This window comes from Aliiglaciecola aliphaticivorans, assembly GCF_054782055.1.
Genome location: NZ_BAAGTF010000018.1, coordinates 148493 through 173355, shown reverse-complemented (window position 1 = coordinate 173355; position 24863 = coordinate 148493). Strand labels below are relative to the sequence as shown.

The window sequence follows — 24863 nt, the reverse complement described above, 5'->3', positions numbered from 1 at the left end:
ACTGGCTCTGGCTTTACAACAATGAACGACCTAATATGGCAATTGGTGGTGTACCACCTAAACAACTATTGAGAGCGGCTTAATTAATTTCTACGAATAACTGCTGCTTAAAATGGGGGGATTACACCTGCAATTTACTTTGGGGCTCAATAACAGTTATTAAAGTTATTAAGACACCCATGTTTAAAAAAAGTTATTAAAAGTTATTAAGACACCCATGTTTAAAAATCGTGAACTACTGCTTCCTATGCTCAGGAGATTTGCAGCTTTTTTGATATAGGGATGCTAATACCAGTTATTAAGACACCCATGTTTAAAAATCGTGAACTACTGCTTCCTATGCTTAGGGGATTTGCAGCTCTTTTGATATAGGGATGCTAATACCAGTTATTAAGACACCCATGTTTAAAAATCGTGAAATACTGCTTCCTGTGCTTAGGGGATTTGCAGCTTTTTTTGATATAGGGATGCTAATACCAGTTATTAAGACACCCATGTTTAAAAATCGTGAAATACTGCTTCCTGTGCTTAGGGGATTTGCAGCTTTTTTTGATATAGGGATGCTAATACCATTACCACCGATCTTACGAAACTAGGGTGTACTCTTGTAAGCAATTTGATTTCGACCATTTTCTTTGGCCTGAAAAAGTAACTGGTCGGCCTGCTTTATACAGTTATCTAAATTGTTGTCTGTTTGCATAACTGCTATACCGCCGGAGAGTGTTACTTTGAATCTTTCACCTGCCGATTTAAGTGTTAGCGCCGCGACCTGGCTTCTTACTCTGTCTGCTATTTGGAATGCTATTTCAATACTCTCAGTGCTCAACAGTGCTATAAACTCTTCTCCTCCCCAGCGGCCTAGTTTGTCATCTAAGCCTAAAGAATTTTCAATTTTTTGAGATATTGCAATTAAGGCCTCATCTCCAACATCATGTCCATAGGTATCGTTTATACTTTTGAAATAATCAATATCAAATAAAACGATACTGAAAACCTGATTGCTTCCATTTGATTCTGCTAGCTTATTTATAGCCGCCTGGGTAAAGCCCCTGCGATTATATATATTTGTCAGAGGGTCCAAATCTGAAAGTTTACGTAATTTGTCGTTAACGAGGGCCAAATCTCGAGTTTTGTTAGTCACTTCATTCGCTAACTGCTGTGAACGCATGTAGAAACTGTAAGAGCGCCAGCGAGCATAGGAGTAAATACTGAGCAGTGCTAATACTATCCAAAATACAATCGCGACATTTGACCAATACCAAGGTGGTGAAACTTTTATATCCATCGACACATGGTCTGATATCCATTTTCCATACCTATTGGTGGCTTTAATTTCAAGTACATAGTTGCCGGCATCTAAAGATGTATAAGTGATTGAGCGCTTGTTGTTTTTGAGTTCCTGCCATTGAGAGTTAAAGCCAATTAGCCTATGTGCATATTTTATTTTCTCTGGGGCAAACAGTTCGGTTGCCGCAAACTCAAAAGTTACTACTATGTCACGATGTTCTAATGCTAAAGACAAATCATTGATTGATGCTAAAGGTTTGTTAGTTGCGTTAATTTCACGACTACCAAGATCTTCATTTAATATATCGATATTTGTAATATGTAACTTAGGGTTACTTTTAGGTCTTACAATTTCGTCGGGATGAAAATGCGTTATGCCGTCTGAACCAGCAAAAAAAATACGACCGTTTGAGTTGATAGATTTTCCACCAATAAAGTATCCGCCTGCAGCTGTTCCATCAGCACTGTCGTAAAACTCTAACGTTGACAAGTCTGCTGCTATTTTAGCAATACCTTTTATACTGCTAACCCAATAGTTTTGCTGCTGATCTTGCGCTATTGCGGCTATGGAAGCATCTTTCAAACGGCTAGTAGGAAATAGCTCTGAAAAATGTAAACTGCCTGACTCTTCATCTTCTGTCATTATGAACAAGCCCTTTGATTGAATTGCCACTAAATACTGGTTTTCAGATTTTTTGGATATCCATGATACGTAGTTACCTGGCAAAGAATTAGGCTGGCTAGCATGGTGTTCATAGTTAACTTGGGTTTGTTCACGGGGGTTTACTTTTACTAATCCTTTAGGCGTTGCTAACCATACTTTTTCTGGTCCGCTAACGTGGATACCTAGCACTCTGTCTGATTCATAATGATGAATAATTTCAGCCGTTTTTGGGTTATAGTGGTACATTCCATTCGATACGGTTCCTACATAAAGATTTCCTTGCTTGTCGCTCTCTACAGAGTATATGGGTATGCCTTCAAAACCAACACTCACTATACCGTCTGCAGTGCTATTTAGACGAGCTAATCCCACTCTCGTGCCTATCCATAAAACGTCGTTCGTAGCTGAATAATATGTGCCCAAAAGAATATTATTCGTGCCTTGGTTAATGTCACCATCTTCAAAGTTTAATAACTCACTTGTATCTAAGTTTGGTGCTACCTTCCAAAGGCCTTCAGGGGAGGTTGCCCAGAGAGTCCCATGTTTATCTACTTCCGTAGCATAAGCGACTTTATTTTGGTTTATAACAACCTTTCGAAATAGCAATGATTGTGGAGAAACAATACTAAAACCACTGACTAAGGTTCCATATAGTACTTGGTCTGATGAATCGATGAATAAAGCGTTTATTTTTGATTTATTATCTGAATCTGTTTTTGATGTTTGCAGTAGGGTGAGTGCTTGCCCATTTTTCATCTTTTGAAAAATATTTAGACCGGAGTTAGTGGCCACCCAAATCTGGCCCGACTTTGTTTGTTCAATGTCGTTAACAATGCCATGAGAAAGACCTTGCTCTGTGGAAAAATTCTGTGTTTTGATAAGCTCATAATTCGTGTCAAAGGTAAAATGAAACAGGCCTTTGCCGTTTGTTCCAACCCAAAGATTTTGATTTGAGTCGATAAATACAGACCATACCAAAACATCACTAACTAAGGTGGGTAACCATTCTTGGGTGAGGGTGTTTAGCCTAAGTACGCCCGCGTTAGTGGCAAAATAAAGTACATTTTGCTGATCAGAGTCTATGTCAAATATGGTCAACTGGTCGGGAGGGTTGGGTATTAATACTTCACTGAAACTCTCTGCTAAATTTGCTTTAGTGAATAGCTTTGTATCTGCTTCAAGCCATAGATCGTTATTTTGGTCAAAATGCAAAGCAGATATTCGTTGATACCCCTCTCCTACCTGCGAAGAGAGGTGAATATCTTCCATTTGTCCTGATTCAGCATTGAATCGATGTAGCCCGTTTGTGGTAGCCAGCCATAAGTTGCCATTCTCATGATTAAGCTCAAGATCGTTAATGCGAGTTGAGCGCAAGCCACTTTCCGAATTAGCTGTTTGCTCAAAATTGACGAAAGAAAAACCGTCAAACCTATCTATTCCTCTTTGAGTCGCAAGCCAAATATAACCATTTAAATCTTGTTCAATGTCATAAACGGTTGTTTGAGATAAGCCATCTTGAGTTGTCAAAGTACGTTTAAATAGCAAAGCTTCACTGACACTCGAAGAATGAGCATATGCTATGACGCCAAAAATAAGTGTGAAGCTAATCCATAAACGCAATGCTGTTACCTCTTTATACATGTTTTTCACATAGTGCTTGGCTATAAATCCGCAGATATCTTATAAGTCAGTTTTGCGTTGATGACAGAAAAAGACGGCATGGTTTTCTTATTGTGTACCTATGATAGATTTTGCTTATCTCTCTAGCATTTAGTTTTAAAATGCTACTTGAAAAGGTGGTTTCTTCTTGGACAAAAGAGTTTCTGGAAACACCCTGTGCGAAGCAGCATGAAAGAATAATCTGCAACAGAAGCAACAACAAACGAAGGTAAAAAATACCAGCAAGGGAATTAATTATGAAAGGTGAAGATAATTTGTCAACAATGAAATCACGTCAATATATTTAAACTGGTAAATCGTATAATTCAGTGACTATCTATATTGCTGTATTTGCTGTTTCGAATTCCTTCGAGTTAACGACTGCTTTTTTCAGTAATCGCCTAACTGCTTTACCTACTATAAATACGTTTCCTTCAAGTAATTTTATCAAATTTAGCTCACTGTAACCTTTATCAACGGTTGCAGTTTTCTGACGGTATGGTTTAGTCTAGGGTAATAATTTTAATCAATGTTGTTATGCTAACGGCTTATGGCGGCATGGCATCGATAGGCAAATTGGTGAAGTAAATTCGGATGTTAGCTGGAAGAGAGTCATAAATATGTTCACTCGAATAATCTTTCTCTTAATTGTCGATTTTTCTCTAAATAGTATTACTAAAACAGTATTAGGTGATATCTCAGCCAATTTATTAGGTAAAGATAGTAAAGGCGATGTTGTTACCTTGAAAAATCATAAAGATAAAATTGGAGTGACATCCTTTTGGGCGGCTTGGCGATTGATGGTCTATCGAGCTCAACGTGAGGCCACTTCGCTAGTTCGCGTCCTTCAGTGCTTAATTTTCCGAATTATCATTAAAGAGTGGCGCCCCTTGCTGCGCCTTGAGAGATTCCAGTGAAACTTACAGGTAAACGAACGTCTTACCTAATTTTGCTTATTATCATCATCGTGCTGGGTGCATGGATGATGGTGAACAAATTGCAGGGGCCAGAGTTGGCTGTATATCGTATCCAAAGTAAGCCATTGGTGCAGACTGTGGTTGCGACTGGACGGGTTACGTCGGGATCGCGGGCTCAAGTAGGCGCACAAATTTCCGGTGTGATTGCCGAGCGTCTTGTTCGCGAAGGGGATGATGTTCAGGCTGGAGACGTATTGGCGGTGCTGCATGACAATGAACAACTCGCTCGCGTTAGAGAAGCACAAGCTGCGCTTGCAGAGCTTCGTGAATCGAGTAAACCGCAGGCCGATGCGACGTTGAGGCAGGCGGAAGCGCGGTTTGAGCAGTCCAGCCGCGAAGCGCAACGTCGAAAGGATCTATTGCAACGAAAACTAATTTCCCATGAAGCTGTAGAACAGGCCGTTGAACAGGAAACTGAAGCGCGGGCAGCGCTTGAGCAAGCCAAGTTTGCTGCTGAGATGTTGGCTGCTGGCTACCCAAGTGATGTCGCTGCCAGCGAACGCTTGGCGGCCGCACGCGCTGCACTGGAAAAAACAATAGTGCGCGCCCAAGTCAGTGGTACGGTGTTGACACGAAATGCTGAGCCGGGCGACGTTGTGCAACCTGGTCGCGTGCTTTTTGAAATTGCTCGTGCTGGCCAAACTGAATTACTGGTGCCGGTGGATGAAAGGAATCTCTCGGTCTTGGGTTTAGGGCAAACGGCGCTATGCGTAACGGATGCCTATCCAGATCGTCCGTTTTCGGCTACCTTGAGTTTCATCGCGCCAGCGGTGGATCCAGAGCGTGGCAGTATTGATATTCGTTTACAGTTAGAAGCTATTCCAGATTTTCTGCGTCAAGATATGACGGTCACAGTTAATATCGAAACCGGTCGACGGGAGCGCGCACTTGTCGTGCCCAACGATGTACTTGATGATATTGACGGCAACTCAGCCCACGTTTGGAAAGTCAGTAATGGTCGCTTGCAGCGCACGAAAGTGAAGATTGGCTTGCGCGGAATGGGGCAAACAGAGATTACTAATGGATTAGTAAACGGCGACCTAATTATTGCCAACATAGACTCTGCGCTGGAGGATGGCAGACGGGTGCGTACCCGTGAAGATGATGTAAAACTACCAACCAAGGTAACTGATGCAGCTACCGCTCGCGAAACGCCGGTTAAGTTTGAATGACAGGCATATGGACCGAATCGACAATCGCTATTAGGTTCTTGCGCGAAGGTCGCTCACAAAGTGCGTTAATTCTAATCGGCATTGGTATTGGGGTTGCCGTTATCGTGTTTATCAGCGCACTGATCACCGGCCTTCAAGACAACATCATTGATCGTACTTTGGGTACCCAGTCACATATCAGGTTGTCGGCCCCCGATGAGGTAAACCACATTCTAGCGCTAGCTGATGCTGATGACAGCGTACAGCTAGTATTGGAAAGCAAGCGTGCGCAACGACTGCGCTCAATAAATAATTGGTTGCAATTGCGTGATGTGCTGGACACATTGCCAAATGTGACGGCGGTATCACCCATTATTTCCGGACCAGCATTTGCTCGTCGTGGTGAAGCGCTTGAGTCGGTGGCACTGGTCGGCATAGACAGCGAGCGTTACCAGCGGATTCTGCCCATCAGCGAAGACATCATTGAAGGCGTTTTCGAGGTCGGTGCTGGTAAAACTGTGATTGGCAAGCAACTGGCTATTGAGCTTGGCGTCAGTGCCGGCGACAAGCTAAGATTGCAGACTGGGCAAGGCGGCGACAGTGTGTTGAGTATCGCCGGAATTTTTGAGTTAGGGGTGCGTGAGCTTGATGCGCGGTATGTTTACTTAGATATGAGTCAGGCGCAGTCATTGTTAAACCTGCCTGGTGCGGCGACGGTTATCGACATGACTGTCACCGATATTTTTCGCGCAGACATTATGGCGACACGCATAAGCCGACTGACCGAGCAGAAAGTTGAGAGTTGGATGGAAACTAATGCGCAGCTGCTGAATGCCTTGCAGAGTCAAAGCTTGTCGACAAATATGATCAGCATGTTTGTAGGTTTGAGCGTGGCGCTGGGTATTGCTAGCGTGCTCTCGGTAAGCGTTGTGCAGCGAACCCGAGAAATCGGTATCTTGCGCGCCATTGGTATCACACGTACTCAGATGTTGCTTGTATTCCTTATTCAGGGTGCACTATTTGGGCTGTTTGGCTCACTGCTGGGCGGCATTAGCGGTTATATGCTGGTCTGGATCTTTAACACGTTCGGGCCGGGACTGTTTTTCATTCCGGTGGATCTCAGCTTGCTGGTGGCTGCTACCGTGCTGGCAACTCTGACTGGAATCATTTCAGCTTCGATTCCAGCATACCGTGCAGCGCATCTTGATCCGGTAGAGGCAATCCGTCATGTCTGAAGTCGCTGCCTACAATCAGCGCCAAGAGGTGCTGCGGCTAAAAGGATTGAGGAAGAGTTACAACCTAGGTCTGCCAACTGAAGTAGAAGTGTTGCATGGGCTTGACCTTAGTCTTCAGCGCAGCGACTTTGCCGCGCTGATTGGAACATCCGGTTCAGGCAAAAGTACTTTGCTCAATCTGATTGGTTTACTCGATACGCCAACCGCTGGAGAAATCGAGGTGCTGGGTGAGGCTACCCGAACCAGTGATGACAGTCGGCGCACCGCTTTACGTGGTAGCAGGATCGGATTTGTATTTCAGTTCCACCATCTTATTCAGGCTTTCACGGCCCTAGAGAATGTCCTCATGCCGTTGATGGTCACTCATGGAAAGCCTAGCGCCGAGCAGCGCGAGCTTGGGCATAGTCTCCTCGCTGAAGTGGGCCTGGCCGATTACGCTCAACGCAAACCTGATCAACTATCTGGAGGTCAACAACAACGTGTGGCTGTTGCCAGAGCATTGGTAACCCAACCTGCCCTGTTACTGGCAGACGAACCCACAGGCAATCTCGATAGCAAAACTGCAGACGAGGTCTTCGCCTTATTTCGCATGTTCAATCAGAAATTTGGTTGCGCCGTACTTTTGGTAACACATGATGCGAAACTATCCGCTCAGTGCGACCGCATAATAACGCTAGCAGACGGCAGCATCGCTAGCGACAAAGGGACTTAATAAGAGAGGACTTAATAAGACACCCATAAAACTGCGGGACTTAATAAGACACCCATAACAAGAACTTCACCGACTTAATAAGACACCCATAATATATGGTTAATAAGACATCCATAAGAAAGTGATGATTAAGTGGTAATTTTTGTTAGATGTTCTAGGCTTTAAGTTACTAAAATAACCAAGGATGGTTAGCTATGCCTCAATCACGTAAATCTCAAATTAGCCTCATTGATACGCCCTATTATCATTGCGTTTCCCGCTGTGTTCGTCGCTCGTTTTTGTGCGGTGAAGATAAGTTTACGGGACAAAGTTTTGAACATAGGCGGGGCTGGGTCGAGCAACGTTTACTTTTTTTGGCCTCTGTTTTTGCCATTGATATCTGTGCTTATGCGGTCATGAGTAACCATACTCATATTGTGTTGTGTGTGGATAAAGAAGAAGCCGATAACTGGTCGTTAAAAGAAGTGGTTTATCGTTGGCATCAACTGCACAAAGGCACAGTACTTAGCCAGCGGTTTATGCGTGATGAGTCGCTCAGTCAAAGTGAGCTAATCACATTGAATGAAACGATTCATATTTATCGTCAACGTTTGTATGATGTCAGTTGGTTCATGCGCAACCTCAATGAACACATAGCCAGAGAGGCGAATAAAGAAGATAACTGCACGGGTAGATTTTGGGAAGGACGATTTAAATCTCAAGCATTATTGGATAAGCCAGCCGTTTTAGCTTGTATGGCCTATGTAGATTTAAACCCAATTCGAGCCAAAATCGAAAAAACGCCAGAAACCTCAAAACACACCAGTATTCAACAACGTATGCGGGCATTAATTAAAGATGAACAACCAAAAAAATTGATGCGTTTTGTGGGTAACTATAAACAAAATATGCCTAAAGGTATCGCCTTTAGTCTTATCGATTATTGTGAATTAGTGGATTGCACTGGTCGTTGTATTCGAGAAGATAAAGCAGGTTATATAGAGAATCATCATAGTCCCATTTTAGAACGTCTTGGCCTTAATTCGGCCCAATGGATAACGCTTACCACAGAGTTTGAAAAACACTTTCACACTGCGGTAGGCAGTGAGCACATGATGCAACAATTTAAACGACATATAGGCCATCAACGAATACGAGGGATAACAAAGGCCAAAACGTTATTGCAGCAATTCTAAAGAACTAACTATCCAAATTCATTTAAAGCACCCCACACGATGGGCAATTCTTGCTGCTAGGAATATGAGTTAAATTAATATTAATGCTGCATTAACCCTCAGATATTCAAAAATCGCCGCATATTTTTATTGCAAACCTCAAAGCAACTTGATGTAAAACACTTTTTACTGTTGATTCGTTTGAAATTGGATTTAACTATGGGTGTCAAGGTAAAAAGTTTCTCTAAAAAGTTGGGTGTCTCAATACTCTATACTAGACGTTGTGATTATTAAAATGTGATTTACCATATCAATCAAATGTAGTGAGGTATGCACCCACTAACTGAGTTTAATTCATCGCCAAATTTAGGCGTGAGTTTGTTTTGTGTTGCTATACATCATGTTATGAATAGAGAATCGAAGTAAATGCCTGAACCTAACACATTGAAAATAAAATCATTTGCAGCACCTACGGGGCTCAGACAGTGGCTAAAGTTAAATCATGCAACTGAAACTGAATTGTGGATCAATATATTCAAGAAAAGTTCTGGAATTCAAAGTGTGACTTGGAATGATGTGGTAAAAGAGATCTTATGTTGGGGGTGGATTGACGGTATAAAGAAATCCTTCGATGCTCAATCTTATCTGCAGCGAATCACTCCCAGAAAGGCTCGAAGTAATTGGTCTAAAAGAAACACAGAACATGTTGCACTATTGATAAGCGAAGGTCGAATGATGGAGCCTGGTCTTGTGCATGTGAATGCTGCCAAAGCTGATGGGCGTTGGGAAAAAGCTTATGTGGTGAGTGAAATTGAAGTGCCCGGTGATTTCATCGCAGCACTTGAAAGCCAACCCCGCGCAAAACAGTTCTTTGAAACCCTTAATAAATCAAACCGATATGTTATTGCTTATGGCCTAACGAGTGCGAAGAAAGCTGAAACGAGACAAAGACGATTTACAAAATACATGACGATGCTTGCTCATCAGGAAAAGCCTCTTTAGATTGCAGTTACAGTTGAAACAAACACAAAATATATGGCTAAGTTCGGCGTTACATATATTTCAATTATAAATAAACCATTTAACACTGCGCTATCTGCAAAAAGGATGTGAATGCAAAAAAATAACCTACTCATTATCGCTGGTTGCTTAAGTTTCTTCGCAGCGCTGCTGCATATTAGTTGTATCTTTGGTGGGCCTGACTGGTATCGATTTTTCGGAGCTGGGGAAAGAATGGCCCAAATGGCAGCTGCGGGAGACTCCTATCCCACAATTGCTACCTTAGTTATCGCCTCCATCCTTTGTGTTTGGGGGCTTTACGCTTTTTCTGGTGCGGGTTTAATTTTTAAATTACCGTTTTTAAAAACATCTTTGCTGCTCATCACGGCCGTATACCTTATTCGTGGCATTGCTGGCTTCATACTTCCTTTTGTAATATCAGATCCAGTGGTGCATCAAAACTCAATTGCCTTTTGGTTGGTGAGTTCTAGCGTTTGCTGTGTTTATGGGGCTTACTATTTATTGGGTACAAAGCGGTTATGGAATTAGTCTTGCGGGCTTTGCCGTGAATTCATCAAATTACCGCGTTTTTGACGAGATGACTTTCCAAAAGCGCTAGAACAATTCACCTCTTTGCACGATTTTGCAGAGTGAGAGATTTGCAAATGCGAGGCCTTATCCTAAATGCCCCGTTTTCACATAAATTAATGCGCCGTCTTGTTTGGTGAACGGCGTATGCCGACTTAAGTGGGGGCTTCGTAACCAAGTACCTTTAGGATAGCTGCCATGTTCGTCATGGAAGGTGCCATCTAAAACGAAAATTTCTTCGCCTCCCCAATGCTGGTGGCTATTAAATTGGGTATTTGGCGCCCACTTAACTAAAGCAACGTGTTCACTTCCAAAGTGATGTAAGGGCATGACGGTTAGCCCATCAACAAGCCCTTGTTGCCAAGGTTGCGTGGGAGTATGAATCACCTTTTGTGCATCATCGGCTTGTTCAAATTGATGGAGTTTAACAAAGATAATTGCGCCTTCTTTGCCAATTTGAGGAGTGTGCGAGGTCCCTATCGGGTTACGCACATAACTGCCTTGGGGATAATCTTGATGTTCATCTGCAAACACACCTTCCAGTACAAAAAACTCTTCCCCACCAGAATGAGTGTGTGCTGAAAACTCACTAAACGCTGCATACCTAACGATTGAAGTGGCCCTAGCCACCTCATCGCCAATTCTGTCCAGCATCATTCGTTCAACACCTAGCATAGGCGAGTCAACCCATTGATAATCATCCGGACGAATCACAATACGTTGTGCAAAGTTTGCGTTAATACGAGTTGTCATACTTAGGTTCCTACAGTCATTCTTACTTTGATTGATGCCGGTGTTTAAATCCCTACTTGTGTTCACAATAGTTACTAACTAACGGGCGCCAATGGTTGAATGAAATCGGCTAAAAACCAGATTATACAAGTTCTTATTGAAAGTACGTGGTTTTGTTGAAATGAGGTTGCACAAACGTTATGGGTGTCTACATAAAGGGTTAATGTCATGGGTGTCTATATAAAGAGGTGTCGGGTGTCTACATAAAGGGTTAATGTCATGGGTGTCTATATAAAGGGGTAAGGTTGCTGCTGGCCAACTTAATAATCTCAGCAAACATCGGTTTTTCGATGCTTCTATTTTCGACAAAATAAATATCAACTATACTAATGGTAGCTCGGATTTTGTCATTAATATCAGTGACTATTCAATTTTTGCCTTACCAGATGGATTTGATCCAGCAAGCCATTATTTCCATCGTCTGATTGCTCATAAAGCCTTTAACTTGAAGGGGGTAGCAACTTGTTTGAATCAAAAATCTTTCTCTCACTTTCAAGTCTTGTACTGATGTGGGGCTGTTCGGTTATGCCGACAATGGCATCATCCGTCATCGACCTTCACCTTCATGCTGGGCCAAGCAGCTCCGCGTCACGTTGGTATTCAACTGAATTAAACGAGACTGCGGATGAGGCTCAGACACGCTACTTGCTCGATACGTTGAACGCCCATTCTATCGTCAGAGGTGTGATTGGTGGTCCTCCCGCTGACGTAGAGCGGATTCGCAGTGCCGATCCTAGCCGTCTCATAGGCAGTGTGGCATTTCCTTGTTCGGATGGCGTGGATCCAAATTTATTTCCGTGTTTTAAGGACTGTGGCGATTGGCCCAATTTAGATTGGCTAAGCAAAGAGGTTGATGCTGGAAGAATTGGCGCCATTGGCGAATTGTATAACGTGTATGCTGGCGTTGCGCCCAACGATCCTCGTATGTGGCCATATTATGCGCTTGCGGCTAAGCATGACTTGTTGGTTCTAGTGCACGCAGATGCAGGGCCATCTCCAGAAGGGCGAGTTGAGGGATGTTGCGCGGACTTTGACGAACGTTTAGCACGCCCCGCACTTTATGAGCCAATTCTAACTCGCTATCCCCAACTTCGTTTAGTTTTTTATCACGTATTTCGACCTGATTTTGTTCAAGAAGCGTTAATGTTGCTCGACAAGTTTCCAAATGTGATGGTTGAGACATCACCCATGACCCTAGTTCCCACTCCTCTAGTACATAGCTCAATCAATACCTTTGTTGAGGCAGGCCACGAAGATAGGATCGTTTTTGGCTCTGATTATTGGGGAGCTATTTCGGGAAGTCTTGAGGTGATTGAGTCTGCCCACTTTTTATCTGAAAAGCAGAAACGCGCAATTCTTTACGACAACGCTGCTAGATTATTGTCTATGGACAAAAACTAAGGTGCTAGGCAGGGAAATGATTCTCTTGTGAATCTATGATAACTGGTAAACTTCGTTTTCAATAGTTGACTGTAATATGGACGTTCTAAAAAGTGGAAGTTAATTAATGAAAACAGCATTAGTTTTGGGAGCGACAGGATTAATTGGTCAAAATCTAATTAATCGATTAGCGGCAGATGAAGGCGTTGAAAAGGTCGTTGCTGTTACGCGGCGGCCAGTTGAGTATCAATCTAACAAAATCGTTAACCAAGTGGTTAATTTTGACGAACTAGAACAATACAGCGATGTGTTTACAGGTGATGTGCTTTTTTCTTGTTTAGGCACAACTGCGAAGCAAGCCGGTTCTGTACAAAAACAACGAAAAGTTGATTTTGATTATCAGTATCACGCGGCCAAAATAGCCGCCGAAAACGGCGTTAATCACTATATTCTTGTTTCATCTAGCGGTGCGAATGGGAAGAGCATCAGCCCTTATCTCAAGATGAAAGGCGAGTTGGAAGACGCCGTGTGTGTGCTACCTTTTAAACGTATAAGTATTGTGCAACCTTCACTCCTTATTGGAGAGCGGGAAACCTTTCGGTTAGGGGAAAGCGTGGCAAGTTGGATCCTGCCTACTTTATGTAAGCTTCCATTTTTAAAACGCTATCGGCCTATCTCTGGTGATGAGGTGGCGAAAAAAATGATTTCAATTAGCCATACTTCGGCAAATGCGAAACAAATATATCAACTTGATGAGCTTTTTGGGTAATATCTATACTCAACTAATGCTCAAAATATGTTGCACAACCTAACTCTATACCAAGGGTTAGCCATAAAAAATCTGGAGACTATGATGAAACCTATTTTACTGTTAATTGTGTTTTTATGCGGTTGTGTCGCTAAGCCTACTTCGCAAATACCTGCTCAGCCGAATAAACCTGCCATGGAGCTTGGGAATTTTTCTGTCAGTCTTGCGGTTAAAGATATTGTGGAATCTCGAGCGTTCTATGAAAAATTAGGGTTCACTGTCAGAGCGGGAGATCAGCAGCAAAACTGGCTAGTTCTGCAAAATGGAAGCACGATTATTGGTTTGTTCCAAGGAATGTTCGAGCAGAATATTTTGACCTTTAACCCAGGTTGGGATAATGATGGGAAAGAGTTAGCGCAATTTACCGATGTTCGGGCGCTACAAAAAACACTTAAAGCAAAAGGCATTGTACCCCTTGCAGAAGCTGATGAGACGAGCACCGGGCCTGCATTTTTTATCATTGAATATCCTGATGGGAATCAGATTCTAGTCGATCAACATGTGTCAGCATTAGACTAGAAAGTAGTGCCATACCGGGCATTTGGGTAAGTGAATAAGGGGAAATTAGAAAGTCGTTGTCTACTCTCCCTTCGTTTTAATTTTTACATGCAATGACGTTTAGCATTTGACGTCATGTCACGCAATATGGTGAGTTGCAGTGGCAGTGCTATTCAGTACGCTGTCAAACTTCGCTGGGCTAAACGTTGTTTATCACTGAGCAAGGATAGGAATTTGGATACCACATTACTGATTATTCTGGTTTTTGGGTTCATCATGAGTCTTATTGCCATCATTGGTGGGCTTTTCATTTTATTGCCTGAAGATATTTTGCAGCGCTGGCTAAAGGCGATAGTCGCTTTTGCTGCGGGCTCATTGCTTGGGGGCGCTTTCTTTCACATGCTTCCCCATGCACTCAACGCATCGGAAGCACAGAGCATGGTAATGCTATGGGTGGTCGCTGGCTTTACCGCCTTTTTCGCCCTTGACCAACTGCTCGAATGGCACCATTGCCACCGATTACCTTCTGAACATGTTCGGCCATTAGGTCCGCTGTTGCTTATTGCTGATGGGGTGCATAATTTTCTTGGAGGGCTGGCTATTGGGGCTATCTTCCTTGTCGATATACGGGCTGGTATTGCTGCTTGGACGGCCGCCGCGTTGCATGAAATTCCTCAAGAAATAGGTGATTTTGGAGCCATGGTTCATGCAGGCTATTCACGTCGCAAAGCATTAATTTATAACTTTATTTCGGCTCTCACCTTTCCCCTTGGCGGTGTTATTGCCTATGCTGTTGGGCAAAATATGAATGTGTATTTTCTGGTGGCGTTGGGAGCGGGTAATTTTCTGTATATCGCAGGCGCAGATCTGATTCCTGAGATTAAACAGGCTGAAGGACTTCGGGAAACCGGTGTACGTTTCGTGTTTTTTGTATTAGGCGTTTCCCTTCTTTATGCAGTGACACTGTAATGGGTATGACAAAGAGGGGAAGTGTGACACCCAAAATATGTACCGGCACTTTTAGATTTATAGGTATTTATCCTTTCGTCGCGGCATGACTTTATAAAGTACTGAATTAACTATTTAGCTTAATTTGAGGTGTGCATTATCTGCTTTGTACTTCAATTTGAAATTTAGGAATAAAAATGAGCAAAGTTATTAAAAAGCGTCTGTTGATAGTAGTTGGTATCATTTTTTTGTGGTGGTTCTTTTTCTTTGATTTGCGAGTGTATCAACTAAATAATGTATTGGCAGACAACAGTGAAATTGATAATTATCCATATCCCTTTAGTGTCGTCTCTTTTGATAACGGTGTAGCTACCATATCGAGTCCACGCTCGGGGAAAGTATCAGCAGTCACCGTTTTAAGGCAGCTGTTTCCTGAGCTTCGCAATGAAAGTGAAAGCTCGTCAAAAATGGTGGAAGCACAGCAGACATTAGCTGCTACTCAGTCGAAAGCTGCCGAATTAATAAAGCAACAAGAGGACGTTAAACGCGTCACTTGGGAATTAGACGAATATTGGTTAAGCAGTCACGGAATTGAAGTATTTTAAAGCATGAAATTATATCTCGTTGCGGCGACAGTTAACGGTAAATGAGACGGCAAGTATTGCATATCAAGGAGCTTAAAGAGTTGCTGAATTTAGAACAAAAAAAAGCGTTTTGGTCTGATAAATTTGACAGTTTAGATTTATCCGGTGAAGAGGTTTCATCGAAAGAATTTGAAAGCTGTACCTTTGACAAGTGCAATTTCAGCGACACTGCATTTAAAAGATGCACGTTTATCGACTGTGAGTTTAGCCACTGTAATTTGAGTAATGCACAAATAGCATATTGCATATTCACTGATGTTAGCTTTCGAGATTCTAAATTAATTGGGATAGATTGGACTAACGTAGCTTGGTCAGAATTAATCTATAACTCTCCGGTTAAGTTCTATCAATCTATTCTTAACGATAGCTCCTTCTATGGGCTTTGTTTACAAGAGTTAACAATGGAAGCATGCAAAGCGCAAAATGTGGATTTTCGTGAAGGTGATTTTCGCCATTCAAATTTCACCTTTAGCGAGCTGCAAGGGAGTTTTTTCGATAATACCAATTTGTCGGGTGTGGACTTTTCAGAAGCCACTGACTACAACATTGATATTCATCGTAACAAACTCAAAAACGCCAAGTTTAGTCGCTTTGAGGCGGTTAGATTACTTGAAAGCCTTGATATTCAACTCGTTGATTGAATAATCGCGACTTTAAACTAACGTGAAGGTTTTAAGTTTCGAACGGTAGGTTTAGTCTGAATTATTCAATATACATTGCGCAGTTTTGATAATTGCCTCAATAATGGTGTAGTCGGCGCGGCTTTTACCGGTGATAGCATAATAGCGTTCATTTAAGTTATTGGCTTGGCCAATACAATGCACGCCGTATTGGGTTTCAACGTGTGCGGAAATGGCAGAAGGTGCACAAAATGCACCTAAGTTTTCACTTCCAAACAGTTTAAGTAATGCGCTGTCGTCAAATTCGGCGACAATTTTAGGGTAAAGCTGTTCACTTTCAAGCCAACTGGTAAGGGCATGGTGTATGCCTGATGTATTACCTTGAATAAGTAATGGCATATGATTCAAACATTCTGGAAATGAGTGCTGATTGAGAAGTGGCTCTTTAGCAAAAAAACTTAACGAGCTTTCTCCTAAAAAGTGACTGTTGGCGTTTATTTGAGTGCCTGGTGCTATGCCTCGGTCAGCAACTATGAAGTCGATGGCATTGATGGCCAGTTCTTTAAGTAGCCCATCGAAGCTGTCTTCTTTTATGACATATTTTACGTTAGCAAAGTTGCGCATCGTGTCGTGAACAAAATCGTAGAAAAGTACTTTGGGAACGCCGTTTGTAATCCCAATAACAAACTCTTTTGAGTTCACATCGTCGTCACTGCTAAGAATTTCTGCTAGTTGATGGCCTTTTTGAAATATTTCACTGGCATACTGGAAACTAACTTTTCCCTTGTCGTTGAGATATAAACGCTTATTGATTCTGTCGAAAAGTGAATAACCCAGTTGATTCTCGAAAGTGCTAAGTTGGCCACTAGCTGTCTGCGGCGTAACGTGAAGTAGTTTAGCGGCTTTGGCAATACTGCCTTCACGAGCAATCAAATAGAAATAGTAAAGATGATGATAGTTTAAATGATGCATATGTCAGGTTTTTCCGATGAACTAGGAAGAATATAACAGATTTAAGTATTATTGTTTTCAGTTTACTCTCACTACAACATGTGTTTTGGATGCTAATGAAGGAATTATGGGAAAAGTAATCAATTTACAAGCAACCAGAAAAACACTGTTCGGGTTACTAAAGCCGGAGTCGGGCTTTTTCTGGGTGGCAATTGCCTACGGTGTCGCCATCAGTTTAATGACACTCGCTGTGCCTATTGCGGTACAAACACTTATCAATAGTATTGCCAATATTGGCTCTACTCGTTCCGTAGTAACTCTTGCTATTGTGTTGTTTTTAACGCTTTTTATCTCAGGTATCTTGAGTGCGCTTCGAATGCGCATTATGGAGTTTTACGAGCGTAAAGTTTACGCCCGCCTTACTGCGATTATAAGCTTAAAAACGATTATGGCAGCCCATAGCTTTTTTGAAGGGCGGCAAAATACCAACATCACTCAGCGTTACTTCGACATTATGACGTTACAGAAGAATATACCTTCGCTGATGGTCGACGGATTCGCTTTAGTGTTGCAAATGCTAGTGGGTTTTACGCTGGTGTCTTTCTATCACCCGATATTATTTGCATTTAATTTAGTCCTCATACTCGTCATGTATGCAATTTGGAAAATATGGGGTACTGGGGCTAAGCGTTCAGCCATTGAGCTTTCCCATGCGAAGTATGACTCTGCCAAATGGCTAAATGATATTGCCGGTGCTCATGAGTTTTTTAAATCTGCCGCTCACGTTGAATACGCCGGCAGAAGCACGGATACATTCATCAATAATTACCTGAATAAACACAAAAGCCACTTTCACTATACGTTTTCACAAGTGGTTATGTTTCTACTTCTTTATGCTTCTGCCAGTGCCGCTTTGTTGGGCATTGGTGGTGTGTTAGTGGTGCAGGGTCAGCTATCTATTGGTCAGTTAGTTGCAGCTGAGTTAATCATGTCCGCCGTGTTTTTTGGTTTATCGCGCTTTACCCAATATTTGAAATTGTATTATGAATTGTATGGTGCGGCTGAAAAAATCGGTTCGACTCTGGTTATTCCGCAAGAAGATGTGAATGAGCAGGCGGATTGCGTTCCCACCTCGTCCCAGCTGGTGTTTAATAAGCTGCGGTTAAGTCATGGCGAGGATACTTGTTTTATCGACCTTAAAATTGAAGCCGGTAGTAAGTACTTTATTACTACTAACAAGAGTTGGGTGCAAAAACAAATTATTGGGCTGATGAAGCGTTACGATAAACCGCAAAAAGGTGAAGTATTATTAGGTGACTTAAGTTTATATGATTTCGATACCTATGAGTTGCGACAAGGGATTAATACGCTAGACCGCTCTTTAATTGTTGAATGTACTATTGAAGAGTATTTGCGCCTAGCTAATCCTCGTGCAAGTTTTGCAGAGATACGTGCCGCTTTAGCCGCTGTTGAGTTAGATTCAGTGGTTGATGCGTTACCAAATGGCCTTGACTCCAAAATTTCTGTGTTAGGTGCTCCGCTTCAACCTCTGGAGTTTTTGCTGTTGAAGTTGGTTGCGGTAATTATCGAAGAGCCTAAAGTACTTATTATTAATCAGCATTTTGATGCCATACCTTTAGCATTGAGATTACGTTTACTTGCGCGGTTAACTCAACTTAAGTGTACAGTGTTGTACTTCACCAATACGCCTGAGCAAGACTCTTTAGATGGGATTATCTACCTTGAAGACACCGCAAGTATCGTAGAGCGCGGCCCCACAATTGACTTTAACCAACAGTCAAAACAGCAACAGGAGGCTGCTGATGAATAGTGCAGAAAAACGTTTTATCAATAACGTCAGTTCACTTTCATCCCAGCATGTTCCTAAGCTTCATAAAGTTGTATGTGGCCTAGTCATTTCCTTGGTGATATGTACCTCCCTGATTCTATGGTTTACTCCGTGGATGCAAACTGCGTACGGCACTGGTGCAGTAGATTCCCTAGATCCTGTGGATAGAACGCAAGCTATCAGTGCGTTAGTTGATGGTCAAATTAAGCAGTGGCATGTGCGAGAAGGTATGCAGGTAAAGGCTGGAGATCCTATTGTCACTTTGATTGATACTGATGCTGGTCGATTGGAAAAAATGCAATCTCAGCTTGCCGCAGCCAAAGCCGGTCATCAGGCTAACGAGACTGCAGTGGCAAATGCAATGAATAATCTAGCCCGCCAAACAGGACTGCAAGAACAAGGATTGGTGTCTCGTAAAGAAGTGGAAGCGGCACAGATCAAAGTGCAAGAATTAAAGGCTAAAGCAGCGAGTTCATTATCGGCTATCAATGAGGTTAGTATGAGTTTGTCTCGGCAGTCTATTCAAACCAAAGTGGCCCCCGTGGATGGCACTATAATTCGTCTTTATTCGGGAGGCGTGTCGACTTTTGTTAAAGCAGGTTCGGTACTCGGGCAGTTTATTCCGTTGAATGCTAAGCGTAGCATTCGTATTACGGTTACTGGTCTAGATGCTCCCCTTGTTAAAAAGGGGGCAAAGGTGCGATTGCAATTCGAAGGTTGGCCCGTGTTTCAGTTTAGTGGTTGGCCGGGTAGTTCAATCGGTACGTTTGGTGGCGAAGTGGAATATGTGGAGCCCGTTGCAAGTAATGTAGGGACGTTTCAAGTCTGGATAGTACCAGATAAAAATGATGTACCATGGCCTAGAGAAAGTGCCACTCGTCTGGGAAGTCGAGTCAAAGCCTGGGTACTGTTAGAGGAAGTGAAGTTAGGTTATGAATTATGGCGTCAGCTAAATAACTTTCCTCCCCAGCAAACGGCTGAAGCAACTGATAGCCAATCAGAAACGGCAAGTTGGTAGCGCACGATGATTAAATTACCTCTAAGCATAGTAACAGGCCTGTTTTGCGCTGGTTTACTAAATATCGTGTTTGCTAAGCCACCTCTAACAGCAAAAGCGCCCGCCCCAACGGTCTCAGAGCTAATCCAAGCCATGCAATACCATCACCCTTACACACAGGCCATTGCTGAAGGCGAAATTCAAAGTTCAGCTGAGGTGGATATTGCTTTGAGTGAGTTCGACCCTTTTGTTGAACAACAAACATCGAGTCGGGTGAGTGGATATTATGATGGTTTGGCACTACAACAACGAGCAGTAAAACCACTTTCATTTTTCAGTGGCGAGGTTTACACCGAGTACCGCATCGCCGATGGCGACTTTCCTATTTACGAACAAGAATACGAAACCCTCTCTGGTGGAGAAGCCAGCGTGGGTATCGCTGTCTCACTGTTAAAAAATAGAGAAGTCGATAAACGCAGAGTATGGTTAAAAAATGCCAGACTTGCAGGTATGCAGTGGCAAGCCCAAGCACAGGAGCTATTAAACGGTTTTTTGTATAAAGGAATTGCAGAGTATTTATCTTGGTATGAAAGTGCTTTGCAAGTTGTTGAAGTTGAGTCTTTGTTAGCAACAGCTACTGAACGTGACCGAGCGCTTACTACCAGGGTTGAGAGGGGCGACTTGGCACGCGCCACGTTAACTGAATTTAGGGCCAATATACTAGAGCAACGTTTGCTGGTGGCAAAGCTTAAGCAAAAGCGCAATGGACATGCTCAATCGTTATCATATTATTGGCGCAACAGTACCGGAAAAATGCAATCTCTGGTTACTACAGTAACACCCCCAGCCAATATAGAGTGGCCGTTTCATGTTACCAATACGCAGATAGCGCTTTTGCGCAAGCAAATAGGCCAACACCCGGAATTAGCATTGTTACGCATGGATCAAAGCGTTGCACAGAACAAGTATGCTTTGGCGGAAAATGCGCTTTTACCAAAACTTGATTTTAAAGCCTCCATTGCACGAGATATAGGTAGTGGGCCCAATTCACTTGACGGGACGGAAAGTAAATTGGGATTATCATTTTCATATCCCTTGGGAAATAGAAAAGCAAAGGCTGAGCAGGTAAAGCTGGCGTCGAAACAACGCGAATTGAGTAATAAATACCTTTCCACTAAACAATCTTTAGAACAAGCTTTCGAAAAAGCCTACGAATATTGGATTCAGGCTAAAGATATCGCAGATTTACAACAACAAAACGCTGAGCTAGCACAGCAATTATCAAACATGGAGCGCCAGCGGTTCGATGCGGGAGACAGTGATATGTTTACCTTGAATGCGCGAGTATCCAACGAAATTCAAGCGAAAATGAAAGTGATACAAAGCAACATTGAGTTGCTAAATGCGGAATTGATGCTCTATCGCGTGGCGGCTATGTTGCACGATACACGCGTTTAGAGCAGCGATGCTTGTCGTTGCTTCATTGCTTACAATATTTAACAATGAATGAATGCAAAGCACGAAATGTGGAATTTTTGAAGCCACTGATTACAACATTGATCTTCACCGCAACAAACTAAAGAACACTACATTTAGCCGCTTTGAGACAGTTAGACTAGCTGAAAGTCTTGCTATTAAATTGCTCGAATAAGTCTAAATATGGATGGAGTCTTACAATGGATGAAATAATATTTTGTTGCATACATTGCTGAATATGCGTTTTTATAACATGAAAATTGAATGCAAATTAGGAGTGTTATGAATATCCCGAAGTTGTTAATTATCGTTTTATGCTTTATTGCTAGTTGTGCGTTATGTGCGGCGCAAAGCAAGCCTGAAATAATGGCTAAAAGTCAATTTACGATTGGTGATACCATCGAATTTCATTCTATTGTGTTAGATGAAAGTAGAGTGCTTAATATCTACCTGCCAAGTAGCTATGACGCGGCTATTGATAAACATTATCCAGTTATCTATCTGCTTGATGGATCTGCTTCTGAAGATTTCATTCATTTAGCGGGCTTAGTCCAATTTGGCTCGTTTTCTTGGATAAATCAACTTCCTGAGAGCATTGTTGTAGGTATTGAAAATGTTGATAGGAAGCGCGATTTCACCTATCCCACTACTAACCTTTTAGATCAAAAAGACTTTCCAACAAGTGGAGGCTCTGAACAATTTATTCAGTTTATCGGCACAGAAATCCAACCATTAGTCGAAAATAACTATCGTGCAAACTCGAAAAAAACCATTATTGGTCAATCATTAGGGGGATTGCTGGCCACTGAGATTTTATTCAAAGCACCCAATCTCTTCGATAATTACATTATTATTAGTCCGAGTTTATGGTGGGATGATGAGTCACTATTAGAATTCGCAGCGTTAACCTCTAGTTCGCCTAAGTCCATTTATATAGGTGTAGGAAAGGAAGGTGAAATTATGGAGCGAGTAGCAAAAGCGCTATTTGAAAAAGTTAAAGCAAATACACCTTCGCACTATGCCGTTTACTTTAATTATTTTGAGCAACTAAGTCATGGCGACACTTTGCATTTAGCCGTGTATGACGCATTTGATAAGATATTTAGAAGTAAAAAAGAGTAAGCATACTTGTTTAATCAGCAGGTCAGAAATCCAAATTTTGGCTTAAATTACGTTGAGAATTCCCGATGAAAAAGAAAATTATCGCAGCGTTACAGATTGGCTCTTCCTCCCAAGGAACGGCGCAAACGTTACAACTGATCTTAGGTTATAAAGAGCGTATTTTAGATTCCAAATGTGATTTGTTAGTGATGCCAGAAGCACTATTGGGGGGCTACCCCAAAGGAGCTGACTTTGGCACTAAAGTGGGATATCGAACGGAGCAAGGGCGTGAAGACTTTTTACATTACTGGCAGCAAGCAATTGATATTGATGGTCCGGAAGTGCAAGAGTTGGTTGAACTGGCAAAAAGTTGTAATACGTCAATCGTGATAGGGATTATCGAGCGCGGTGGTTCAACTCTTTATTGCACGGCGTTATTCATTACCGAAAAAGGTGAAATTAATAAGCACCGTAAATTGATGCCCACCGCCAGTGAACGATTAATCTGGGGGCAAGGTGATGGTTCGACATTACCTGTATTAGAGGTATCTGCAGGGCGTATTGGTGCGGCCATATGCTGGGAGAATTACATGCCATTGTTACGCTCAGCCATGTATGTCAAAGGTATAGAAATTTGGTGTGCACCAACGGTCGACGATCGCGATATATGGCAGGCAAGCATGCAACACATCGCCTATGAAGGACGCTGCTTTTTAGTCAGTGCTTGTCAATATCAACCTGCACCGACTGCAGAAACCAGCATAGATCCATCTTGGCCAAAAGATAAACCTCTAATTAGAGGCGGTAGCGTGATTATTTCACCTATGGGTGAGGTACTAGCAGGCCCAATATACAATGAAGAGGGATTAATATGCGCTGAGATTGATTTAGACGAGATTGTTAAAGCTCGATATGATTTAGACCCCGCCGGGCACTATTCCCGTCCCGATATCTTTCAACTGTCCGTTAACGAGCAAGCTCGTCCAGCAGTAACCATTGTGAAGCCTGAAAATAACAATTAGTGATGTTTTGCTTGGCTAAAAATGGCAAAATAATAGACCTTCATCTTTGCTTTAATTAGCAAATTATTTTCATCAATAAGTCGAGTTGTATCATTTGCAATATTCTCAGCGTGCGCAAGGTATTTCCCCCTTTTTTGCTATGGCCTTTGGGGCTAAAGCTGCCGAGTTAGAAGCCCAGGGGCATCATGTTATTAAGCTAAACATAGGTGAGCCTGATTTTGGCGCACCACCTGATGTGTTGCTTTCTATGCAGCAGTTAGCTACCACAGCCCCTCTTCCTTATACCTCAGCTTTGGGGTTGCCTGAATTGAGGGCGGCCATAGCGGGATTTTACAAAACGGCGCACAATGTTGATTTGAATCCTAACCGTGTGGTGGTAACCGCTGGGGCTTCTGCGGCTTTATTGTTGTTATCTGCGGCCTTTGTCGATCCCGGTGATAAGGTCATTATGGGCGATCCCTCCTACCCTTGTAACCGTCAATTTATTAAGAGTTTTGGTGGGAACGTACAGTTGGTGCCCACCCAAGCGCAGACACGTTTTCAGTTGAACATGGCGTTGCTTGAAAAACATTGGCAACAGGGGACTCGTGGTTTGATGTTGGCTACGCCGTCGAACCCTACAGGTACGGCTGTCGCGCCTGATGAACTGGCGGCAATGTGTGAATTCGCAAAAAGCCGTGGAGCATGGCGCATTATTGATGAAATCTATCTAAATTTGCATCACGGCGATGCCAATACTCAGCCCGTTACGGCTTTGTCATTCGATGATGAAGCGCTGGTTATTAATAGTTTCTCGAAATACTTTGGTATGACGGGCTGGCGGTTAGGTTGGTGTGTAGTGCCTGAACGCGCGGTGCCAGTGATGGAACGCATGGCGCAAAACTATTATATTTGTCCATCGACACTCGCCCAGAAAGCCGCATTAGCCTGTTTTACCCCGGCGTCGATTGCCGTCTGCGAATCACGGCGAGAGACCCTTAGATCCCGTAAAGAATTGGTGTTGGCTGGATTAAAAAAATGCGGTTTAGACGTGCCCGTTCAACCAGACGGTGCGTTTTATGTTTACATCGACGTAAGCCGCACCGGACTTTCCGCCATGTCGTTTTGCGATCGTGTTTTACAGGAAGCCCATGTGGCGCTAACGCCAGGCAATGATTTTGGTGAATACCAAGGCGACCACTTTGTACGTTTATCATTTGCTTCAGCAGAATCAGAGTTAGAGGAAGGGCTAAAAAGACTTGCTGGGTTTATGGAGAAATGGGTGAATTGAAACTAAGAGATTAAAGGGGTACAATTTTCCCCCTCGTGAGTTGCTGTATGACTTTGATTCGTCGGCTGCGAGGCTAAACAT

The 24863-nt window shown here is 42.7% G+C and carries 21 protein-coding genes; 18 read left to right on the top strand and 3 right to left on the bottom strand.

Features of this window, described 5'->3' with window-relative positions:
* Positions 1-592 precede the first annotated feature (592 nt).
* The gene (locus tag ACYVIL_RS10300) at positions 593-3571 is read right to left on the bottom strand and encodes a ligand-binding sensor domain-containing protein (RefSeq protein ID WP_460312401.1); all 2979 of its coding nucleotides are present in this window, start codon (positions 3569-3571) and stop codon (positions 593-595) included.
* Positions 3572-4523: 952 nt separating this feature from the next.
* Here ACYVIL_RS10300 and ACYVIL_RS10295 point away from each other — a divergent pair.
* The 6 genes from ACYVIL_RS10295 to ACYVIL_RS10270 all read left to right on the top strand — a co-directional run bounded on the left by ACYVIL_RS10295 (position 4524) and on the right by ACYVIL_RS10270 (position 10387).
* Positions 4524-5759: an efflux RND transporter periplasmic adaptor subunit gene (locus ACYVIL_RS10295; RefSeq protein WP_460312400.1), complete on the top strand. Its 1236-nt coding sequence runs from the start codon at positions 4524-4526 to the stop codon at positions 5757-5759.
* A complete protein-coding gene (locus ACYVIL_RS10290) occupies positions 5756-6973 on the top strand; it encodes an ABC transporter permease (protein WP_460312399.1) in 1218 nt (405 codons plus the stop codon). The genes ACYVIL_RS10295 and ACYVIL_RS10290 overlap by 4 nt, the downstream gene beginning before the upstream one ends.
* A 46-nt stretch (positions 6974-7019) precedes the next feature.
* The gene (locus tag ACYVIL_RS10285) at positions 7020-7685 is read left to right on the top strand and encodes an ABC transporter ATP-binding protein (RefSeq protein WP_460312398.1); all 666 of its coding nucleotides are present in this window, start codon (positions 7020-7022) and stop codon (positions 7683-7685) included.
* Between the two features lie 194 nt (positions 7686-7879).
* Positions 7880-8860: a transposase gene (locus ACYVIL_RS10280; RefSeq protein WP_460312397.1), complete on the top strand. Its 981-nt coding sequence runs from the start codon at positions 7880-7882 to the stop codon at positions 8858-8860.
* A 405-nt stretch (positions 8861-9265) separates the two neighbouring features.
* Positions 9266-9841: a YdeI/OmpD-associated family protein gene (locus tag ACYVIL_RS10275; RefSeq protein WP_460312396.1), complete on the top strand. Its 576-nt coding sequence runs from the start codon at positions 9266-9268 to the stop codon at positions 9839-9841.
* A gap of 111 nt (positions 9842-9952) precedes the next feature.
* Complete coding sequence (locus tag ACYVIL_RS10270) at positions 9953-10387, top strand: hypothetical protein (RefSeq protein WP_303474624.1); 435 nt, start codon at positions 9953-9955, stop codon at positions 10385-10387.
* Between the two features lie 126 nt (positions 10388-10513).
* On the opposite strand, the gene ACYVIL_RS10265 is transcribed toward ACYVIL_RS10270, so the two are convergent.
* Positions 10514-11179 carry a cupin domain-containing protein gene (locus ACYVIL_RS10265; RefSeq protein ID WP_460312395.1) on the bottom strand — a complete coding sequence of 222 codons (666 nt, stop codon included), beginning with the start codon at positions 11177-11179 and terminating at the stop codon, positions 10514-10516.
* 501 nt (positions 11180-11680) lie between these two features.
* On the opposite strand from ACYVIL_RS10265, the gene ACYVIL_RS10260 reads away from it, so the two are divergent.
* The 6 genes from ACYVIL_RS10260 to ACYVIL_RS10235 all read left to right on the top strand — a co-directional run bounded on the left by ACYVIL_RS10260 (position 11681) and on the right by ACYVIL_RS10235 (position 16137).
* Positions 11681-12619: an amidohydrolase family protein gene (locus tag ACYVIL_RS10260; RefSeq protein ID WP_460312394.1), complete on the top strand. Its 939-nt coding sequence runs from the start codon at positions 11681-11683 to the stop codon at positions 12617-12619.
* 106 nt (positions 12620-12725) lie between these two features.
* Positions 12726-13367 carry an NAD(P)H-binding protein gene (locus ACYVIL_RS10255; protein ID WP_460312393.1) on the top strand — a complete coding sequence of 214 codons (642 nt, stop codon included), beginning with the start codon at positions 12726-12728 and terminating at the stop codon, positions 13365-13367.
* Positions 13368-13451: 84 nt separating this feature from the next.
* The gene (locus tag ACYVIL_RS10250; protein ID WP_460312392.1) at positions 13452-13925 is read left to right on the top strand and encodes a VOC family protein; all 474 of its coding nucleotides are present in this window, start codon (positions 13452-13454) and stop codon (positions 13923-13925) included.
* A gap of 114 nt (positions 13926-14039) precedes the next feature.
* Entirely contained in the window at positions 14040-14873 is an 834-nt protein-coding gene (locus ACYVIL_RS10245) for a ZIP family metal transporter (protein WP_460312391.1), read from the top strand.
* A 176-nt stretch (positions 14874-15049) separates the two neighbouring features.
* The gene (locus ACYVIL_RS10240) at positions 15050-15457 is read left to right on the top strand and encodes a hypothetical protein (RefSeq protein WP_460312390.1); all 408 of its coding nucleotides are present in this window, start codon (positions 15050-15052) and stop codon (positions 15455-15457) included.
* A gap of 41 nt (positions 15458-15498) precedes the next feature.
* Positions 15499-16137 carry a pentapeptide repeat-containing protein gene (locus ACYVIL_RS10235; RefSeq protein ID WP_460312389.1) on the top strand — a complete coding sequence of 213 codons (639 nt, stop codon included), beginning with the start codon at positions 15499-15501 and terminating at the stop codon, positions 16135-16137.
* Between the two features lie 51 nt (positions 16138-16188).
* Here the strand turns inward: ACYVIL_RS10235 and ACYVIL_RS10230 are convergent, their stop codons facing one another.
* Positions 16189-17088: a LysR family transcriptional regulator gene (locus tag ACYVIL_RS10230; RefSeq protein ID WP_303474631.1), complete on the bottom strand. Its 900-nt coding sequence runs from the start codon at positions 17086-17088 to the stop codon at positions 16189-16191.
* 106 nt (positions 17089-17194) lie between these two features.
* On the opposite strand from ACYVIL_RS10230, the gene ACYVIL_RS10225 reads away from it, so the two are divergent.
* The 6 genes from ACYVIL_RS10225 to ACYVIL_RS10200 all read left to right on the top strand — a co-directional run bounded on the left by ACYVIL_RS10225 (position 17195) and on the right by ACYVIL_RS10200 (position 24782).
* Entirely contained in the window at positions 17195-18898 is a 1704-nt protein-coding gene (locus ACYVIL_RS10225) for an ABC transporter transmembrane domain-containing protein (protein WP_460312388.1), read from the top strand.
* Positions 18891-19934, top strand: a complete 1044-nt coding sequence (locus ACYVIL_RS10220) for an efflux RND transporter periplasmic adaptor subunit (protein WP_460312387.1) — start codon at positions 18891-18893, stop codon at positions 19932-19934. The genes ACYVIL_RS10225 and ACYVIL_RS10220 overlap by 8 nt, the downstream gene beginning before the upstream one ends.
* Positions 19935-19940: 6 nt before the next feature.
* The gene (locus ACYVIL_RS10215) at positions 19941-21371 is read left to right on the top strand and encodes a TolC family protein (protein WP_460312386.1); all 1431 of its coding nucleotides are present in this window, start codon (positions 19941-19943) and stop codon (positions 21369-21371) included.
* A gap of 300 nt (positions 21372-21671) precedes the next feature.
* Positions 21672-22511 carry an alpha/beta hydrolase gene (locus ACYVIL_RS10210; RefSeq protein WP_460312385.1) on the top strand — a complete coding sequence of 280 codons (840 nt, stop codon included), beginning with the start codon at positions 21672-21674 and terminating at the stop codon, positions 22509-22511.
* Between the two features lie 65 nt (positions 22512-22576).
* Positions 22577-23512, top strand: coding sequence for a carbon-nitrogen hydrolase family protein (locus ACYVIL_RS10205; RefSeq protein WP_460312384.1), 936 nt, complete (start codon positions 22577-22579; stop codon positions 23510-23512).
* Positions 23513-23606: 94 nt separating this feature from the next.
* A complete protein-coding gene (locus tag ACYVIL_RS10200) occupies positions 23607-24782 on the top strand; it encodes an aminotransferase class I/II-fold pyridoxal phosphate-dependent enzyme (protein ID WP_460312383.1) in 1176 nt (391 codons plus the stop codon).
* Positions 24783-24863 lie beyond the last annotated feature (81 nt).

Bases quoted from the DNA above. Each gene is read 5' to 3' on its own strand.
- ACYVIL_RS10290 (WP_460312399.1), top strand. From the start codon at position 5,756: ATGACAGGCATATGGACCGAATCGACAATCGCTATTAGGTTCTTGCGC.
- ACYVIL_RS10280 (WP_460312397.1), top strand. From the start codon at position 7,880: ATGCCTCAATCACGTAAATCTCAAATTAGCCTCATTGATACGCCCTAT.
- ACYVIL_RS10275 (WP_460312396.1), top strand. From the start codon at position 9,266: ATGCCTGAACCTAACACATTGAAAATAAAATCATTTGCAGCACCTACG.
- ACYVIL_RS10270 (WP_303474624.1), top strand. From the start codon at position 9,953: ATGCAAAAAAATAACCTACTCATTATCGCTGGTTGCTTAAGTTTCTTC.
- ACYVIL_RS10265 (WP_460312395.1), bottom strand. From the start codon at position 11,179: ATGACAACTCGTATTAACGCAAACTTTGCACAACGTATTGTGATTCGT.
- ACYVIL_RS10255 (WP_460312393.1), top strand. From the start codon at position 12,726: ATGAAAACAGCATTAGTTTTGGGAGCGACAGGATTAATTGGTCAAAAT.
- ACYVIL_RS10250 (WP_460312392.1), top strand. From the start codon at position 13,452: ATGAAACCTATTTTACTGTTAATTGTGTTTTTATGCGGTTGTGTCGCT.
- ACYVIL_RS10245 (WP_460312391.1), top strand. From the start codon at position 14,040: ATGTCACGCAATATGGTGAGTTGCAGTGGCAGTGCTATTCAGTACGCT.
- ACYVIL_RS10240 (WP_460312390.1), top strand. From the start codon at position 15,050: ATGAGCAAAGTTATTAAAAAGCGTCTGTTGATAGTAGTTGGTATCATT.
- ACYVIL_RS10235 (WP_460312389.1), top strand. From the start codon at position 15,499: ATGAGACGGCAAGTATTGCATATCAAGGAGCTTAAAGAGTTGCTGAAT.
- ACYVIL_RS10230 (WP_303474631.1), bottom strand. From the start codon at position 17,088: ATGCATCATTTAAACTATCATCATCTTTACTATTTCTATTTGATTGCT.
- ACYVIL_RS10225 (WP_460312388.1), top strand. From the start codon at position 17,195: ATGGGAAAAGTAATCAATTTACAAGCAACCAGAAAAACACTGTTCGGG.
- ACYVIL_RS10220 (WP_460312387.1), top strand. From the start codon at position 18,891: ATGAATAGTGCAGAAAAACGTTTTATCAATAACGTCAGTTCACTTTCA.
- ACYVIL_RS10215 (WP_460312386.1), top strand. From the start codon at position 19,941: ATGATTAAATTACCTCTAAGCATAGTAACAGGCCTGTTTTGCGCTGGT.
- ACYVIL_RS10210 (WP_460312385.1), top strand. From the start codon at position 21,672: ATGAATATCCCGAAGTTGTTAATTATCGTTTTATGCTTTATTGCTAGT.
- ACYVIL_RS10205 (WP_460312384.1), top strand. From the start codon at position 22,577: ATGAAAAAGAAAATTATCGCAGCGTTACAGATTGGCTCTTCCTCCCAA.